We start from the raw sequence: 15217 nt of genomic DNA on the forward strand, positions 1-15217 counted from the left end.
TCTCCTGCATGATTCGTTCGTTGTGTCTCCTCCTTCTCGCCTGCTGCCTCGCCTCCTCGCTGGCAGCAGCACCCGCGCCCGCCCCCGTCGCGCTGGATCCGGCCCTGCGCCAATGGCTGGACCAGCACTCGCAGCTGCGCGCCGGTGTCGTCCTGCAGGCGCCCTACGCTCAGCTGGATCGGCGCCTGCAGCAGCTGTCCGGGGTCAACGTCGAGTTGCTCGACTGGGTCGCCACGGCGCTCGGCGTGCCTCTGGTCTGGCGCACCTTCGCCGACAGCGCGGAGCTGGAGAACGCCCTGCGCACCGGCCAGATCGACCTTGCTCCCGGCCTCAGCCAGACCCCTGCGGGCCTGCGCCTGTGGCTGTTCTCCGATCCCTACATGCGCGTGCCGCAACTGGTGGTGGGCGAGCGGGGCAACGGCGGCGCCGTGGATATCGAGAAGTTCGGCAGCGACGAGCCGGTTGCGGTGCGCTCGCCCAGCGCGGTGGCGGACTACCTGCGCGCAACCTATTCCGGCGTCCTGGTACAGCCGGTTGCCAGTGAGCGCCAAGCCTTGCGCGCGGTGCTGGAACAGCAGGTGAAGTACGCGGTGATCGACGAGGCGCAGCTCAGCCGGCTGTCGCGCGAGCAGGAGTTCTCCGGCCTCGCGGTGGTGGGCGACATCGGCTTCCCCCAACTGCTGCGGGTCGCCACGCGGCGCGACTGGCCGCAGCTGTCCGCGGCGGTGGACGCCGCCCTGCGCACCATCCCGCCGAAGGACCTGGACCAGCTTCACGAGCGCTGGCTGCAGCCGAAATACCCGCGCATCGGCGAGTCGCCCGGCTTCTGGCAGAACCTCGCCCTGCTCTTCGGCGTGCTGCTGCTCAGCGCGGCGGCGATCATCTACTGGCTGCGCCGCCAACAGCGTGCGCTGGAGAAGCGCCTGCTCGAAGCGCGCCATGCCATCGAGTTGCGCGAGGCGGCGGAAGAGGCATTGCGCCTGACCCAGTTCTCCATCGACCACAGCACGGTCGGCATCCTCTGGGTCAACTGGGACAGCCACGTGCGCTACGCCAACCGCGCCGTCGAGCAGATGCTCGGCTACGAGGCCGGCGGCCTCACCGATCGGCCCCTGGCACACATCCAGCCGCAGCTGGATATGGACCGCTGGCTCAACCTCTGGCGGCGTGCACGCAACCATGACGAGAGCGCGCAGGCCTTCGAGACCGACTGCCTGCGTGCCGATGGCAGCGAGCTGCCGGCGGATGTTTCCCTCAGCTTCCTGCGCTTTGGCACCTCCGAGTACCTGGTGGTGTTCCTCACCGACGTCACCGAGCGCCGTCGCGCCCACGCCGCCCTGGAAGAAAGCGAGGCGCGTCTCAAGGGCATCGCCTCCAACGTGCCGGGCCTGGTGTTCCGCCTGGAGCGTCTGCGCGCTGGCGAGGATGCCGACTTCGCCTTCATCGGCGCCGGTGCCGAGGCCCTGGTGGGCTACGGCGCCCGCGAGCTGCTGGACACCGGACGCGGCATTCGTGGCCTGGTGCATCCGGACGATGTCGACGGCTACTGGGCCAGCCAGATGGCGGCCCTGGACGCTGACCGCGACTGGCACTGGCAGGGCCGCATCCTCACCCGCGACGGCCAGTTGCGCTGGGCCGACATCAAGGCCAGTGCGCGGCTCTTCGAGGACGGCCGTGCGACCTGGGACGGTGTGGTCTGGGACATCACCGACAACAAGCAGACCGAGCTCGAGCTGGCCGCCTCCCGCGCTCAGCTGCGCGATCTCTCCGCGCACCTGGAAAGCGTGCGCGAAGAGGAGAAGGCGCGTATCGCCCGCGAGGTGCACGACGAGCTGGGCCAGGTGCTCACCGTGCTCAAGCTGGAGACCTCCATGTGCGAGCTGGCCTACGGCGAGCTGGACCCCGGCCTCGGCGAGCGCCTGACCAGCATGAAGCGCCTGATCGCCCAGCTGTTCCAGCTGGTTCGCGACGTGGCCACGGCGCTGCGCCCGCCGATCCTCGACGCCGGCATCGCCTCGGCCATCGAATGGCAGGCGCGGCGCTTCGAAGCGCGCAGCGGCATTCCCTGTCTGGTGCGGGTGCCGGATTCGTTGCCGCAGCTGTCGGACGCCAAGGCCATCGGCCTGTTCCGCATCCTCCAGGAGGCGTTGACCAATGTGCTGCGCCACGCCCGGGCCCACAGCGTCGAGGTGGCGCTGGAGCGCGATGGCGACGACCTGCAATTGATCATCAGCGACGATGGCGCGGGCTTCGACCCGCAGGCCTGTCGCCCCGGCACCTCGTTCGGCCTGGTGGGCATGCGCGAACGGGTGCTGATGCTGGGCGGCGCGCTGTCGATCGACAGTGCGCCGGGAGAGGGCGCCACGCTGGTGGTGCGCATCGCTTTGGACAAGGAGAAGAACGCGTGATCCGAGTACTGGTGGCCGAAGACCACACCATCGTCCGCGAGGGCATCAAGCAGTTGATCGGCCTGGCCAAGGACCTCTGCGTGGTAGGCGAGGCGAGCAACGGCGAGCAATTGCTCGAAACCCTGCGCCAGACGCCCTGCGAGGTGGTGCTGCTGGATATCTCCATGCCCGGCGTCAACGGCCTCGAAGCGATTCCGCGCATCCGCGCGCTGAACAGCCCGCCGGCGGTGCTGGTGCTGTCGATGCACGACGAGGTGCAGATGGCGGCGCGCGCGCTGAAGATCGGCGCTGCCGGCTACGCCACCAAGGACAGCGACCCGGCGCTGCTGCTCACCGCCATCCGCAAGGTTGCGTCCGGTGGCCGCTACATCGACCCCGAGCTGGCCGACCGCATGGTGTTCGAAGTGGGCCTGACCGATTCGCGCCCGCCCCACGCGCTGTTGTCCGAGCGCGAGTTCTCGGTGTTCGAGCGCCTGGTGAAGGGGGAGGGCGTCAACGAGATCGCCCAGCACCTGGCAGTCAGCGGCAAGACCGTGAGCACCCACAAGGCGCGCCTGATGCAGAAGCTCGGCGCCCATTCGGTGGCCGACCTGGTCAAGTACGCGGTGGAGCACAAGCTGGTCTGAATACCTGATCGGATCGCTGGGAATTGTAGGGCTCGCCCTACACGCGATCCTCCGACGCCCTTATAGCAATCTCTCATAGCGCCCGATTTGCGTGGCTTGCCGGCTTCTCTAGTCTCTGGGGACGGCATAAACAAAAATCAAAAAGGTGCGGTGATGGCCTCCATTCCGGCGAACGATGTACTGGTCAGCTTCCGTGGCGTGCAGAAGAGCTACGACGGCGAGTCGCTCATCGTCAAAGACCTCAACCTGGACATTCGCAAAGGCGAGTTCCTGACCCTGCTGGGCCCCTCCGGCTCCGGCAAGACCACCAGCCTGATGATGCTCGCCGGGTTCGAGACCCCGACCAATGGCGAGATCCTCCTGGCCGGCCGCTCGATCAACAACGTGCCGCCGCACAAGCGCGACATCGGCATGGTGTTCCAGAACTACGCGCTGTTCCCGCACATGACGGTGGCCGAGAACCTGGCCTTCCCGCTCACCGTGCGCGGCATGAACAAGACCGATATCAGCGAGCGTGTGAAGCGCGCACTGTCCATGGTCCAGCTCGACAGCTTCCGCAACCGCTACCCGGCGCAGCTCTCCGGCGGCCAGCAGCAGCGCGTGGCCCTGGCCCGCGCCCTGGTGTTCGAACCGCAGCTGGTGCTGATGGACGAGCCGCTGGGCGCGCTCGACAAGCAGCTGCGCGAGCACATGCAGATGGAGATCAAGCACATTCACCAGCGCCTGGGCGTGACGGTGGTGTACGTGACCCACGACCAGGGCGAAGCGCTGACCATGTCCGACCGCGTGGCCGTGTTCCACCAGGGCGAGATCCAGCAGATCGCCCCGCCGCGCGAGCTCTACGAGTCTCCCAGCAACACCTTCGTGGCCAACTTCATCGGCGAGAACAACCGGCTCAACGGCCAGTTGGTCAGCCGTGACGGCGAGCGCTGCGTGGTCAGCCTGGCCCGTGGCGAGAAGGTCGAGGCGCTGGCGGTCAACGTCGGCCAGCCGGGCGAGCCGGTGACCCTGTCGATCCGCCCCGAGCGGATACGCCTGAACGGTGGCAGCGAGCGCTGCGCGAACCGTTTCTCCGGCCGCGTCGAGGAGTTCGTCTACCTGGGCGACCACGTGCGCATCCGCATGGAGGTCTGTGGCAAGCCCGATTTCTTCGTCAAGCAACCCATTGCCGAGCTCGACCCCGCATTGGCGGTAGGCGACGTGGTGTCCCTCGGTTGGCAAGTGGAGCACGTGCGCGCACTGGACCCGCTGATAGCGGACTGACGACGCGGCGGCACCCCGGCATTACCCACCCAGCACTATGGAGAAAACAACAATGTCCAAATCCTTGAAGCTCACTGCCCTTGCGTTGGGGCTGGCATGCGCCGCACAGGCCATGGCAGCCGACCTGACCGTCGTTTCATTCGGCGGCGCGAACAAGAACGCCCAGGTGAAGGCGTTCTACGAACCCTTCCAGGCGTCCACCAGCAACAAGATCATCGCCGGCGAGTACAACGGCGAGATGGCCAAGGTAAAAGCCATGGTCGATACCGGCAGCGTTTCCTGGAACCTGGTGGAGGTCGAATCCCCCGAGCTGTCCCGCGGCTGCGATGAGGGGCTGTTCGAGGAACTGGACCCGGCCCAGTTCGGTAAGGCCGAGGACTTCGTTCCCGGGGCCATCCAGCCCTGCGGCGTTGGCTTCTTCGTCTGGTCCACCGTACTGGCCTACAACGCCGACAAGCTCAAGACCGCGCCCGCCAGCTGGGCCGATTTCTGGGACACCAGCAAGTTCCCGGGCAAGCGCGGCCTGCGCAAGGGCGCCAAGTACACCCTGGAATTCGCTCTGATGGCCGACGGCGTCGCACCCAAGGACGTCTACATCGTGCTCGCCACCAAGGAAGGCCAGGATCGCGCCTTCAAGAAGCTCGACCAGATCAAGCCGAGCATCCAGTGGTGGGAAGCCGGCGCCCAGCCGCCGCAGTTCCTCGCCTCGGGCGACGTGGTCATGAGCTCCGCCTACAACGGCCGCATCGCCGCCGTGCAGAAAGAGAGCAACCTGAAGGTGGTGTGGACCGGCGGCATCTATGACTTCGACGCCTGGGCCATCCCGAAAGGCGCCAAGGATCAGGACGCCGCACTGAAGTTCATCGCCTTCTCGGTCAAGCCCGAGCAGCAGAAGATCTACTCCGAGAACATCGCCTACGGTCCGGCCAACAAGCAGGCGGTACCGCTGCTGGACAAGGGGCTGCTCAAGGACATGCCGACCACGCCTGAGAACATCAAGGACCAGGTCGCCATGAACGTGACCTTCTGGGCCGACTACGGCGAGCAGCTGGAGCAGCGCTTCAACTCCTGGGCCGCCAAGTAACCGGCCACCCAGCACATCCCCTCCTCCTCGCGGGGGAGGGGAGTACCCAGAGATCCACCGGAGTTCGCCATGGCCACCCTCGTCGCCGGCCCGACCCTCAAGCAACGCCTCGCGCGTGCCGAACGGGTCAACCGCCTGAAGTCCCAGGCCCTGATCCTGCCGCTGCTGCTGTTCCTCCTGCTGACCTTCCTGGTCCCCATCGGCACCCTGCTCTACAAGAGCGTGAGCAACCCCGAAGTGGTCGGCTCGCTGCCGCGTACCGTCGAGGCGATCACCGCCTGGGACGGCAAGGCGCTGCCTGATGAGCCGGCCTACAAGGCCCTGGCCGAGGACCTCGCCGCCGCGCGCAAGAACCAGACCATCGGCGATCTTTCCAAGCGCCTGAACATGGAGCTGGCCGGCTACCGCAGCCTGATGGCCAAGACCGCCCGCGCCTTGCCGTTCAAGGAGACCCCTGTGTCCTACAAGGACGCGATGGAAGGCCTCGACGAGCGCTGGGGCGACCCGGCCTACTGGCAGGCGATCCGCCGCAACGCATCGAGCCTGACGCCCTATTACCTGCTGGCGGCCGTCGACCATCGCATCGACGACCTCGGTGAAGTCGCCCCGGCGACGCCGGACCAGGCCATCTACCTGGACATCTTCACCCGCACCTTCTGGATGGGCGCGGTGATCACCCTCATCTGCCTGGTGCTGGCCTACCCGCTGGCCTACCTGCTGGCCAACCTGCCGACGCGCAAGAGCAACCTGCTGATGATCCTGGTGCTGCTGCCGTTCTGGACGTCGATCCTGGTGCGCGTGGCGGCCTGGATCGTGCTGCTGCAGTCCGGTGGCCTGATCAACGGCGCGCTGCTCAAGCTGGGCCTGATCGACCAGCCGCTGCAGCTGGTGTTCAACCGCACCGGCGTGTACGTGGCGATGGTGCACATCATGCTGCCGTTCATGATCCTGCCGATCTACAGCGTGATGAAGGGCATCTCGCCCACCTACATGCGTGCGGCGATCTCCCTCGGCTGCCACCCCTTCGCCAGCTTCTGGCGCGTGTACTTCCCGCAGACCGTGGCCGGTGTCGGGGCGGGTTGCCTGCTGGTGTTCATCCTGTCCATCGGCTACTACATCACCCCGGCGCTGCTGGGCAGCCCGAACGACCAGATGGTCAGCTACTTCGTCGCCTTCTTCACCAACACCACCATCAACTGGGGCATGGCCACGGCCCTGGGCGGCATGCTGCTGCTCGCCACCATGGTGCTCTACGTCGTCTACAGCTGGCTGGTGGGCGCCGGCCGCCTGCGCCTGGGTTGAGGAGATAAGAAATGCTGAGTCCCTACATGTCCCCGGTCGAGCGCCTGTGGTTCTACACCCTGCGCATCCTCTGCGGCCTGGTGCTGTTGTTCCTGATCCTGCCGGTGCTGGTGATCATCCCGCTGTCGTTCAACTCGGGCACCTTCCTGGTCTACCCGCTGCAAGGGTTCTCGCTGCGCTGGTACGCCGACTTCTTCGGCTCGGCCGAGTGGATGCGCGCGCTGACCAACAGCATCATCGTGGCGCCGGCCGCGACCTTGCTGGCGATGGTCTTCGGCACCCTGGCCTCCATCGGCCTGACCCGTGGCGAGTTCCGCGGCAAGGCGCTGGTGATGAGCCTGCTGATCTCGCCGATGGTGGTGCCGGTGGTGATCATCGGTGTCGCCAGCTACCTGTTCTTCGCCCCGCTGGGGCTCGGCAACAGCTACCTGTCGCTGATCCTGGTGCACGCGGTGCTCGGCGTGCCCTTCGTCATCATCACCGTGTCGGCCACCCTGCAGGGCTTCAACCACAACCTGGTGCGCGCCGCCGCCAGCCTGGGCGCGCCACCGCTGACCGCGTTCTTCCGCGTGACCCTGCCGCTGATCGCGCCGGGGGTGATCTCGGGGGCGCTGTTCGCCTTCGCCACCTCCTTCGACGAAGTGGTGGTGACCCTGTTCCTCGCCGGCCCCGAGCAGGCGACCCTGCCCCGGCAGATGTTCAGCGGCATCCGCGAGAACCTCAGCCCCACCATCGCGGCGGCGGCGACCCTGCTGATCGGCTTCTCGGTGGTGCTGCTGCTGACCCTGGAGTGGCTGCGCGGGCGCAGCGAGAAGATGCGTACCTCCATGCCGGAGTGACTTCCGTATAGGGTGGCTCCCTCACTGTGCTCGTTCACAACGAGGGCGTTGCCCTGCGTTCATGCGCGCTCCCAGGCGCGCACTCACTTCAGCCTTTCGCTGATGTGCCCCTCTTCGATGATCCACTCCATATCCGGGATGCCGTGAGTGCCGTCCTCAGTCAGAAGAAAATGGCCGCTCGGGTGGATGGTGTAGTCATCGCCGCACGCCACCAAACGTGAAAGCGCTATCACTTGGGATCGGATATAGGGAATGGCTGCCGTTCTGATCGGCGCACCAAAGAACACGAATCGAGAGCCGTTGATCGCTTCGGGTTGAATCATCCAGCCGCCTCGATAAAGCGCTTTCTGGTCGTCATTCAGCAGTCTCGCCACGTCCACCCCTGTGGTCTCAATACACCCTGCGATTTCTTCAGTTGTAAGTGAGTAATTCAGTTCGATCCAGCCAGCCACCGTTGTATAGGCACCCATTCTTCGCTCCTCTGTCTGTCGCATTCAGGACTGAATGTCGCGATTGTCACCGGTGAAAAACGAATGCGGCTACAATCCGCGCCACCGTGATTCTGCTCCGAGGTCTGTCATGCAACCCTTCGCCATCGCACCGTCGATCCTTTCCGCCGATTTCGCCCGCCTGGGCGAGGAAGTCGACAACGTGCTCGCCGCTGGCGCCGATATCGTCCACTTCGACGTGATGGACAACCACTACGTGCCCAACCTGACCATCGGCCCGATGGTCTGTTCGGCACTGCGCAAGTACGGCGTCACCGCGCCCATCGACGTGCACCTGATGGTCTCCCCGGTGGATCGCATCATCGGCGACTTCATCGAGGCCGGCGCCACCTACATCACCTTCCACCCGGAAGCCTCCCTGCACGTCGACCGCTCGCTGCAGCTGATCCGCGATGGCGGCTGCAAGGCCGGCCTGGTGTTCAACCCGGCAGCGGGCCTGGACGCACTGAAGTACGTGATGGACAAGGTCGACATGATCCTGCTGATGAGCGTGAACCCTGGCTTCGGCGGGCAGAAGTTCATCCCCGGCACCCTCGACAAGCTGCGTGAGGCGCGTGCGCTGATCGACGCCTCCGGCCGTGACATCCGCCTGGAGATCGACGGCGGCGTCAACGTGAAGAACATCCGCGAGATCGCCGCCGCAGGTGCCGACACCTTCGTCGCCGGCTCGGCCATCTTCAATGCGCCGGACTACGCCGAAGTCATCGCCGCCATGCGCGCCGAGCTGGCCCAGGCCTGATGAGCGCCCTGCAGCGGCTGTTCGACGGGCGCCTGCCGCGCCTGGTGATGTTCGACCTGGACGGCACCCTGGTGGACTCGGTCCCCGACCTCGCCGCCGCCATCGACCACATGCTCGTGACCCTCGGCCGGCCGGCTGCGGGTATCGAGCGGGTGCGCGAATGGGTCGGCAACGGTGCCCGGGTGCTGGTGCGCCGCGCGCTGGCCGGCGGCCTCGACCATGGCGCGGTGCATGACGAGGATGCCGAGAAGGCGCTGGCGATCTTCATGGAGGCCTATGCCGACAGCCATTCGCTGACGGTGGTCTACCCGGGCGTCGCCGAGACCCTCAGGTGGCTGAAGAAGAAAGGCGTCGAGCTGGCGCTGATCACCAACAAGCCGGAGCGCTTCGTCGCCCCCTTGCTGGACGAGATGAAGCTCGGTCGTTACTTCCCGCTGATCATCGCCGGTGACACCCTGCCCCAGCAGAAGCCCGACCCGGCGGCACTGCTCCATGTGATGCACATGACCGGCACCAGCCGCACCGAGTCGCTGTTCATCGGTGACTCGCGCAACGACGTGCTGGCGGCCAAGGCGGCCGGCGTTCAATGCGTGGCGTTGAGCTACGGCTACAACCACGGCCGGCCCATCAGCGAAGAGGAGCCGGCGCTGGTGGTGGACGACCTGCGCGAGCTGCTGCCAGGCGGTTGCGCGGCACACGGCGCTGCGCTAATGTCGCCCGACTCCCCAGATCATCTGCCTCACAGAGATAGAAACGTGCTGGTTCCCTGCAAGCGTTGGCTCGAACGAGCCGGAATGAAGATCATCAAGGCCGCGGCCCGTTGGCGCTGGCGCGCCTGATTCGATTCTGGCCGGATACCTGCTCCGGCGCGCTTGCACACCGACGTTTTTCTCCAGGAGCCTCCGGGCTCCTCGCCCACGAGGCTGATCATGACCCGCGATGAATTCCTGCGTTTGGCCGCCCAAGGCTACAACCGCATCCCGCTCGCCTTCGAAACGCTGGCGGATTTCGACACCCCCCTTTCCCTCTACCTGAAGCTGGCCGACACACCCTTTTCCTACCTGCTCGAATCGGTGCAGGGCGGCGAGAAGTGGGGCCGCTATTCGATCATCGGCCTGCAAAGCCGTACCGTGCTGCGCGCCCATGGCCACCAGGTCAGCGTCAGCGTCGATGGCGAGGTGGTGGAGCGTGAGGAGAGCGAAGACCCGCTGGGCTTCGTCGAGGCCTTCAAGGACCGCTACCAGGTGGCACCCATCGCGGGGCTGCCACGTTTCAACGGCGGGCTCGTGGGCTACTTCGGCTATGACTGCGTGCGTTACGTCGAGAAGCGCCTGGCCTACTGCCCGAACCCCGATCCGCTGGGCACCCCGGACATCCTGCTGATGGTCTCCGACGCGGTGGTGGTGTTCGACAACCTGGCGGGCAAGCTGCACGCCATCGTGCTGGTCGACCCGGCCGCGCCCGACGCCTTCGAGCGTGGCCAGGCCGCGCTGGCCGAGCTGCGCGAAAAGCTGCGCCTGCCGATCACCCCGCGCCTGGGCGTGGACCCGGCTCTGCAGTTGACCGAGGACCTGCCCTACCGCTCCAGCTCGACCCGCGAGGACTACGAGCAGGCGGTGCGCGAGATCAAGGAATACATCCTCGCCGGCGACTGCATGCAGGTGGTGATCTCCCAGCGCATGACTATCGACTTCAAGGCTGCGCCCATCGACCTGTACCGGGCGCTGCGCTGCTTCAACCCGACGCCCTACATGTACTTCTTCAACTTCGGCGACTTCCACGTGGTGGGCAGTTCGCCGGAGGTGCTGGTGCGGGTCGAGGACGGCCTGGTCACCGTGCGGCCCATCGCCGGCACCCGCCCGCGTGGCGCCAGCGAGGAAGCCGACCTGGCACTGGAGGAGGACCTGCTGTCCGACGCCAAGGAGATCGCCGAGCACCTGATGCTCATCGATCTGGGCCGCAACGACGTCGGTCGCGTATCCGCAACCGGCTCGGTGAAGGTCACCGAGAAGATGGTGATCGAGCGCTACTCCAACGTGATGCACATCGTCTCCAACGTCACCGGGCAGCTGAAGGAAGGTGTCTCGGCCATGGACGCGCTGCGTGCCATCCTGCCGGCCGGCACCCTCTCCGGGGCGCCGAAGATCCGCGCGATGGAGATCATCGACCAGCTCGAGCCGGTCAAGCGTGGCGTCTACGGTGGTGCCGTGGGCTACCTGGCCTGGAACGGCAACATGGACACCGCCATCGCGATCCGCACGGCGGTCATCAAGGACGGCCAACTGCACGTGCAGGCAGGCGCGGGAATCGTCGCCGACTCGGTCCCGGCACTGGAATGGGAAGAGACGCTGAACAAGCGCCGCGCCATGTTCCGTGCCGTGGCTCTCGCCGAACAGACCGCCAAGACCGATGCCTGAGGATCGCCCCATGTTGCTGATGATCGACAACTACGACTCTTTTACCTACAACGTGGTGCAATACCTCGGTGAGCTGGGCGCGGACGTGCACGTGATCCGTAACGACGAGCTTTCCGTCGCCGAGATCGAGGCACTGAACCCCGAGCGCATCGTGGTTTCGCCCGGCCCATGCACCCCCACCGAGGCGGGGGTGTCCCTCGAGGTGATCCAGCACTTCGCCGGCAAGCTGCCGATTCTTGGCGTATGCCTGGGCCACCAGAGCATCGGCCAGGCCTTCGGTGGCGACGTGGTGCGTGCGCGCCAGGCCATGCACGGCAAGACCAGCCCGGTGTTCCACGAGGACCTGGGCGTGTTCGAAGGGCTGAACAACCCGCTGACCGTGACCCGCTACCACTCGCTGATCGTGAAGCGCGAGACACTGCCGGAGTGCCTGGAGATCACCGCCTGGACCCAGCACGCCGACGGTGCGGTGGACGAGATCATGGGCCTGCGCCACAAGACGCTGAATATCGAGGGTGTGCAGTTCCATCCGGAATCCATACTCACCGAGCAAGGCCACGAGCTGCTGACCAATTTCCTCAAGCAACAAGGCGGGGTGCGCTGAGATGGATATCAAGGAAGCCCTCAACCGCGTGGTCAACCAGCTGGACCTGACCACCGAGGAAATGCAGGACGTGATGCGCCAGATCATGACCGGGCAGTGCACCGACGCACAGATCGGTGCCTTCCTCATGGGCATGCGCATGAAGAGCGAGACCATCGACGAGATCGTCGGGGCGGTCTCGGTGATGCGCGAGCTGGCCAGCCGTGTGGAGCTGGAGTCGATGGCGCGGGTGGTTGACGTGGTCGGCACCGGTGGCGACGGCGCCAACATCTTCAACGTCTCCTCGGCAGCCAGCTTCGTGGTCGCCGCGGCAGGCGGCAAGGTCGCCAAGCACGGCAACCGCGCGGTGTCCGGCAAGACCGGCAGCGCCGACGTGCTGGAAGCGGCCGGCATCTACCTGGACCTGAAGCCCGAGCAGGTGGCGCGCTGCATCGAGCACGTCGGCGTCGGCTTCATGTTCGCCCAGGTCCACCACAAGGCCATGAAGTACGCCGCCGGCCCGCGCCGTGAGCTGGGCCTGCGCACCCTGTTCAACATGCTCGGCCCGCTTACGAATCCGGCCGGTGTGAAGCACCAGGTGGTCGGCGTATTCAGCCAGGCGCTGTGCCGCCCGCTTGCCGAAGTGCTCAAGCGCCTGGGCAGCGAGCACATCCTGGTGGTGCATTCGAAGGATGGCCTGGACGAGGTCAGCCTGGCCGCGTCGACCCATGTCGCCGAGCTGAAGGACGGCGTGGTCACCGAGTACCAAGTGCAGCCCGAAGACTTCGGCATCAAGAGCCAGAGCCTGATCGGCCTCGCCGTGGACAGCCCGCAGCAGTCGCTGGAGCTGATCCGTGACGCACTGGGTCGGCGCAAGACCGAGAATGGCCAGAAGGCCGCCGAGATGATCGTGCTCAACGCCGGTGCCGCGCTCTATGCGGCGGACCACGCGAGCACCTTCAAGGAAGGCGTGCAGCTCGCCCATGACGCCCTGCACACCGGCCTCGCCCGCGAGAAGCTGGACGAGCTGGCCTCCTTTACCGCGGTGTTCCGAGTGGAGAATGAAGCGTGAGCATCCCAACCGTTCTTGAAAAGATCCTTGCCCGCAAGGCCGAGGAAGTCACCGAGCGCCGTCTGCGCGTGCCCTTCTCCGAGGTCGAGGCCCTGGCCCGCGCCGCCGATGCGCCCCGGGGCTTTGCCCGCGCGATGCTGGGGCAGGTCGCGCGCAAGCAGCCGGCGGTGATCGCCGAGATCAAGAAGGCGTCGCCGAGCAAGGGCGTGATACGCGAGAACTTCGTGCCGGCGCAGATTGCCCGCAGCTACCAGGACGGCGGTGCGACCTGCCTCTCGGTGCTGACCGACATCGACTTCTTCCAGGGCGGCGACGCCTACCTGCAGGAAGCCCGCGCCGCCTGTTCGCTGCCGGTGATCCGCAAGGACTTCCTCATCGACCCCTACCAGGTGGTCGAGGCACGGGCGTTGGGCGCCGACTGCGTGCTGCTGATCGTCTCGGCGCTGTCCGATGCGCAGATGAGCGAACTGGCGAAGACCGCCAAGGACGTGGGGCTGGATGTACTGGTGGAGGTGCACGATGGCGATGAGCTGGAGCGTGCGCTGAATACGCTGGACACCCCGCTGGTGGGGATCAACAACCGTAACCTGCACACCTTCGAGGTCAGCCTGGAGGCCACCCTGGATCTGCTGCCGCGGATTCCGCGCGATCGTCTGGTGATCACCGAAAGCGGCATCCTCAATCGCGCCGATGTCGAGCTGATGGAGGTGAGCGAGGTGTTCGGCTTCCTCGTGGGCGAGGCGTTCATGCGGGCCGAGGAACCTGGCACCGAGTTGCGCCGGCTGTTCTTCCCCGAACGTGGCGGGGTGAGCCGGGCGGTCGATCCTGACTGACGGAAGTGCACATGGAAAAGCCGGCGTCCTGCCGGCTTTTTCATGTGCGCGTCTCAGCGGGTGCCGAATACCACCATGGTCTTGCCCTTGACGTGTACCAGGCCCTGTTCCTCCAGGCTCTTGAGTACGCGGCCGACCATCTCCCGCGAGCAGCCGACGATGCGACCGATTTCCTGGCGGGTGATCTTGATCTGCATGCCGTCCGGGTGAGTCATGGCGTCGGGCTGCTTGCAGAGGTCCAGCAGGGTGCGAGCGACGCGACCGGTGACGTCGAGGAAGGCCAGGTCGCCGACCTTGCGCGTGGTGTTGCGCAGGCGATCCGCCATCTGGCTGCCCAGGGCGTAGAGGATCTCCGGGTCCTGCTGGGTCAGTTCACGGAACTTGGCGTAGCTGAGTTCAGCGACTTCGCATTCCGTCTTGGCCCGTACCCAGGCGCTGCGTTCCTTCTCGGTTCCTTCCTTTTCGAACAGCCCCATCTCGCCGAAGAAGTCCCCGGAGTTGAGATAGGCGATGATCATTTCCCGGCCGTCGTCATCCTCGATGAGGATGGTGACCGAGCCCTTGATGATGAAGAAGAGCGTCTCGCAGCGGTCGCCCGCATAGATGATGGTGCTCTTCGCCGTGTAACGACGGCGGTGACAGTGCGCTAGCAGCTTGTCGAGGTTCTTGATTTTAGGTGTGAGGGTAATAGCTACCATGCCCGAGTCCCGAAATTTTGAAGGTAAGCCTTTGTCCAACAGGCACTTTCTTATTAGTTATCTGGCTAAGTGTGCCAGTTATCCGGCGTCAGCTTAACAGACGGACCGTGACCGGTGATCCGAAATTGAGACGCAGGTAACAACTGCCGGGGAACTAAACGACCAACGTATGTGACACGCGGCGCCTCCTGGGCGCTGTGATAAGCTGGCGACCCTTTTTTTCAGCCTGGAGTCTGGCGATGAAAGCGCGTATCCAGTGGGCGGGCGAAGCCCTCTTCCTCGGCGAGTCCGGCAGCGGCCATGCCGTGGTGATGGACGGTCCGCCGGAGAGCGGCGGTCGCAACCTCGGCGTGCGTCCGATGGAAATGCTGCTGATCGGCCTGGGTGGTTGCACCAACTTCGACGTGGTGAGCATCCTCAAGAAATCCCGCCAGCCGGTGGAGAGCTGCGAAGCCTTCCTCGAGGCCGAGCGCGCCGACGAAGACCCCAAGGTGTTCACCAGGATCCACGTGCACTTCGTGGTCAAGGGTCGCGGCCTGAAGGAGGCGCAGGTCAAGCGCGCCGTCGAGCTTTCCGCCGAGAAGTACTGCTCCGCCTCCATCATGCTCGGGCGCGCCGGCGTCGAGATCACTCATGATTACGAGATCGTCGAGCTCGGCTGACCGACGTACACCCGATCATCATATTCGGGGCGCAGACTCTGGCAGGTGACGCCCGTCGACTGCATAATGCGCCCCCTCGTTTTTCCGGGGCACTCCGCCCCAGAACCGATAACCACAATCGCCATCGCGAAGAGGTGTAAACCGTCCTACGCAGAAGTCACTGTGCGCTTCTGACGGGCATG

15 protein-coding genes are annotated in these 15217 nt (G+C 65.6%); 13 read left to right on the top strand and 2 right to left on the bottom strand.

Annotation, left to right across the window (positions count from 1 at the left end; genetic code table 11):
• The first annotated feature begins 8 nt into the window (after positions 1–8).
• From ACYJSS_RS28575 to ACYJSS_RS28600, 6 genes are all read left to right on the top strand, one after another.
• Positions 9–2408, top strand: a complete 2400-nt coding sequence (locus ACYJSS_RS28575) for a PAS domain-containing sensor histidine kinase (RefSeq protein ID WP_236206254.1) — start codon at positions 9–11, stop codon at positions 2406–2408.
• On the top strand, positions 2405–3034 hold the full coding sequence (locus ACYJSS_RS28580) for a response regulator (RefSeq protein ID WP_111262248.1): 630 nt from the start codon (positions 2405–2407) through the stop codon (positions 3032–3034). The genes ACYJSS_RS28575 and ACYJSS_RS28580 overlap by 4 nt, the downstream gene beginning before the upstream one ends.
• 153 nt (positions 3035–3187) lie before the next feature.
• The gene (locus ACYJSS_RS28585) at positions 3188–4297 is read left to right on the top strand and encodes an ABC transporter ATP-binding protein (protein ID WP_111262247.1); all 1110 of its coding nucleotides are present in this window, start codon (positions 3188–3190) and stop codon (positions 4295–4297) included.
• A gap of 52 nt (positions 4298–4349) precedes the next feature.
• Positions 4350–5381 carry a polyamine ABC transporter substrate-binding protein gene (locus ACYJSS_RS28590; RefSeq protein ID WP_236206253.1) on the top strand — a complete coding sequence of 344 codons (1032 nt, stop codon included), beginning with the start codon at positions 4350–4352 and terminating at the stop codon, positions 5379–5381.
• 69 nt (positions 5382–5450) lie between these two features.
• Positions 5451–6683 carry an ABC transporter permease gene (locus ACYJSS_RS28595; RefSeq protein WP_236206252.1) on the top strand — a complete coding sequence of 411 codons (1233 nt, stop codon included), beginning with the start codon at positions 5451–5453 and terminating at the stop codon, positions 6681–6683.
• An 11-nt stretch (positions 6684–6694) separates the two neighbouring features.
• A complete protein-coding gene (locus ACYJSS_RS28600) occupies positions 6695–7522 on the top strand; it encodes an ABC transporter permease (protein ID WP_236206251.1) in 828 nt (275 codons plus the stop codon).
• 83 nt (positions 7523–7605) lie between these two features.
• Here the strand turns inward: ACYJSS_RS28600 and ACYJSS_RS28605 are convergent, their stop codons facing one another.
• Positions 7606–7992, bottom strand: a complete 387-nt coding sequence (locus ACYJSS_RS28605; protein ID WP_111262243.1) for a hypothetical protein — start codon at positions 7990–7992, stop codon at positions 7606–7608.
• A 109-nt stretch (positions 7993–8101) separates the two neighbouring features.
• Here ACYJSS_RS28605 and rpe point away from each other — a divergent pair, with 109 nt between their 5' ends.
• From rpe to trpC, 6 genes are all read left to right on the top strand, one after another.
• Positions 8102–8770: a ribulose-phosphate 3-epimerase gene (gene rpe, locus ACYJSS_RS28610; protein WP_111262242.1), complete on the top strand. Its 669-nt coding sequence runs from the start codon at positions 8102–8104 to the stop codon at positions 8768–8770.
• Entirely contained in the window at positions 8770–9609 is an 840-nt protein-coding gene (locus ACYJSS_RS28615) for a phosphoglycolate phosphatase (protein ID WP_111262241.1), read from the top strand. The genes rpe and ACYJSS_RS28615 overlap by 1 nt, the downstream gene beginning before the upstream one ends.
• A 90-nt stretch (positions 9610–9699) precedes the next feature.
• Positions 9700–11187: an anthranilate synthase component I gene (trpE, locus tag ACYJSS_RS28620; RefSeq protein WP_111262240.1), complete on the top strand. Its 1488-nt coding sequence runs from the start codon at positions 9700–9702 to the stop codon at positions 11185–11187.
• A 10-nt stretch (positions 11188–11197) separates the two neighbouring features.
• Positions 11198–11791 carry an aminodeoxychorismate/anthranilate synthase component II gene (locus tag ACYJSS_RS28625; protein ID WP_236206250.1) on the top strand — a complete coding sequence of 198 codons (594 nt, stop codon included), beginning with the start codon at positions 11198–11200 and terminating at the stop codon, positions 11789–11791.
• Position 11792: 1 nt separating this feature from the next.
• Positions 11793–12842, top strand: coding sequence for an anthranilate phosphoribosyltransferase (gene trpD, locus ACYJSS_RS28630; protein WP_111262238.1), 1050 nt, complete (start codon positions 11793–11795; stop codon positions 12840–12842).
• Positions 12839–13675 carry an indole-3-glycerol phosphate synthase TrpC gene (trpC, locus tag ACYJSS_RS28635; RefSeq protein ID WP_111262237.1) on the top strand — a complete coding sequence of 279 codons (837 nt, stop codon included), beginning with the start codon at positions 12839–12841 and terminating at the stop codon, positions 13673–13675. Before trpD ends, trpC begins: the two co-directional genes overlap by 4 nt.
• Positions 13676–13728: 53 nt before the next feature.
• Here trpC and crp read toward each other — a convergent pair whose 3' ends face one another.
• Complete coding sequence (gene crp / locus ACYJSS_RS28640; protein WP_021221613.1) at positions 13729–14373, bottom strand: cAMP-activated global transcriptional regulator CRP; 645 nt, start codon at positions 14371–14373, stop codon at positions 13729–13731.
• Positions 14374–14612: 239 nt separating this feature from the next.
• On the opposite strand from crp, the gene ACYJSS_RS28645 reads away from it, so the two are divergent.
• Complete coding sequence (locus ACYJSS_RS28645) at positions 14613–15035, top strand: OsmC family protein (protein WP_111262236.1); 423 nt, start codon at positions 14613–14615, stop codon at positions 15033–15035.
• The last annotated feature ends 182 nt before the right edge of the window (positions 15036–15217 follow it).

The sequence above is a fragment of the Pseudomonas sp. No.21 genome, assembly GCF_054558415.1.

Coding starts and splice junctions, on each gene's coding strand:
- ACYJSS_RS28575 (WP_236206254.1), top strand. CDS start 9: ATGATTCGTTCGTTGTGTCTCCTCCTTCTCGCCTGCTGCCTCGCCTCC.
- ACYJSS_RS28585 (WP_111262247.1), top strand. CDS start 3,188: ATGGCCTCCATTCCGGCGAACGATGTACTGGTCAGCTTCCGTGGCGTG.
- ACYJSS_RS28590 (WP_236206253.1), top strand. CDS start 4,350: ATGTCCAAATCCTTGAAGCTCACTGCCCTTGCGTTGGGGCTGGCATGC.
- ACYJSS_RS28595 (WP_236206252.1), top strand. CDS start 5,451: ATGGCCACCCTCGTCGCCGGCCCGACCCTCAAGCAACGCCTCGCGCGT.
- ACYJSS_RS28600 (WP_236206251.1), top strand. CDS start 6,695: ATGCTGAGTCCCTACATGTCCCCGGTCGAGCGCCTGTGGTTCTACACC.
- ACYJSS_RS28605 (WP_111262243.1), bottom strand. CDS start 7,992: ATGGGTGCCTATACAACGGTGGCTGGCTGGATCGAACTGAATTACTCA.
- rpe (WP_111262242.1), top strand. CDS start 8,102: ATGCAACCCTTCGCCATCGCACCGTCGATCCTTTCCGCCGATTTCGCC.
- ACYJSS_RS28615 (WP_111262241.1), top strand. CDS start 8,770: ATGAGCGCCCTGCAGCGGCTGTTCGACGGGCGCCTGCCGCGCCTGGTG.
- trpE (WP_111262240.1), top strand. CDS start 9,700: ATGACCCGCGATGAATTCCTGCGTTTGGCCGCCCAAGGCTACAACCGC.
- ACYJSS_RS28625 (WP_236206250.1), top strand. CDS start 11,198: ATGTTGCTGATGATCGACAACTACGACTCTTTTACCTACAACGTGGTG.
- trpD (WP_111262238.1), top strand. CDS start 11,793: ATGGATATCAAGGAAGCCCTCAACCGCGTGGTCAACCAGCTGGACCTG.
- crp (WP_021221613.1), bottom strand. CDS start 14,373: ATGGTAGCTATTACCCTCACACCTAAAATCAAGAACCTCGACAAGCTG.
- ACYJSS_RS28645 (WP_111262236.1), top strand. CDS start 14,613: ATGAAAGCGCGTATCCAGTGGGCGGGCGAAGCCCTCTTCCTCGGCGAG.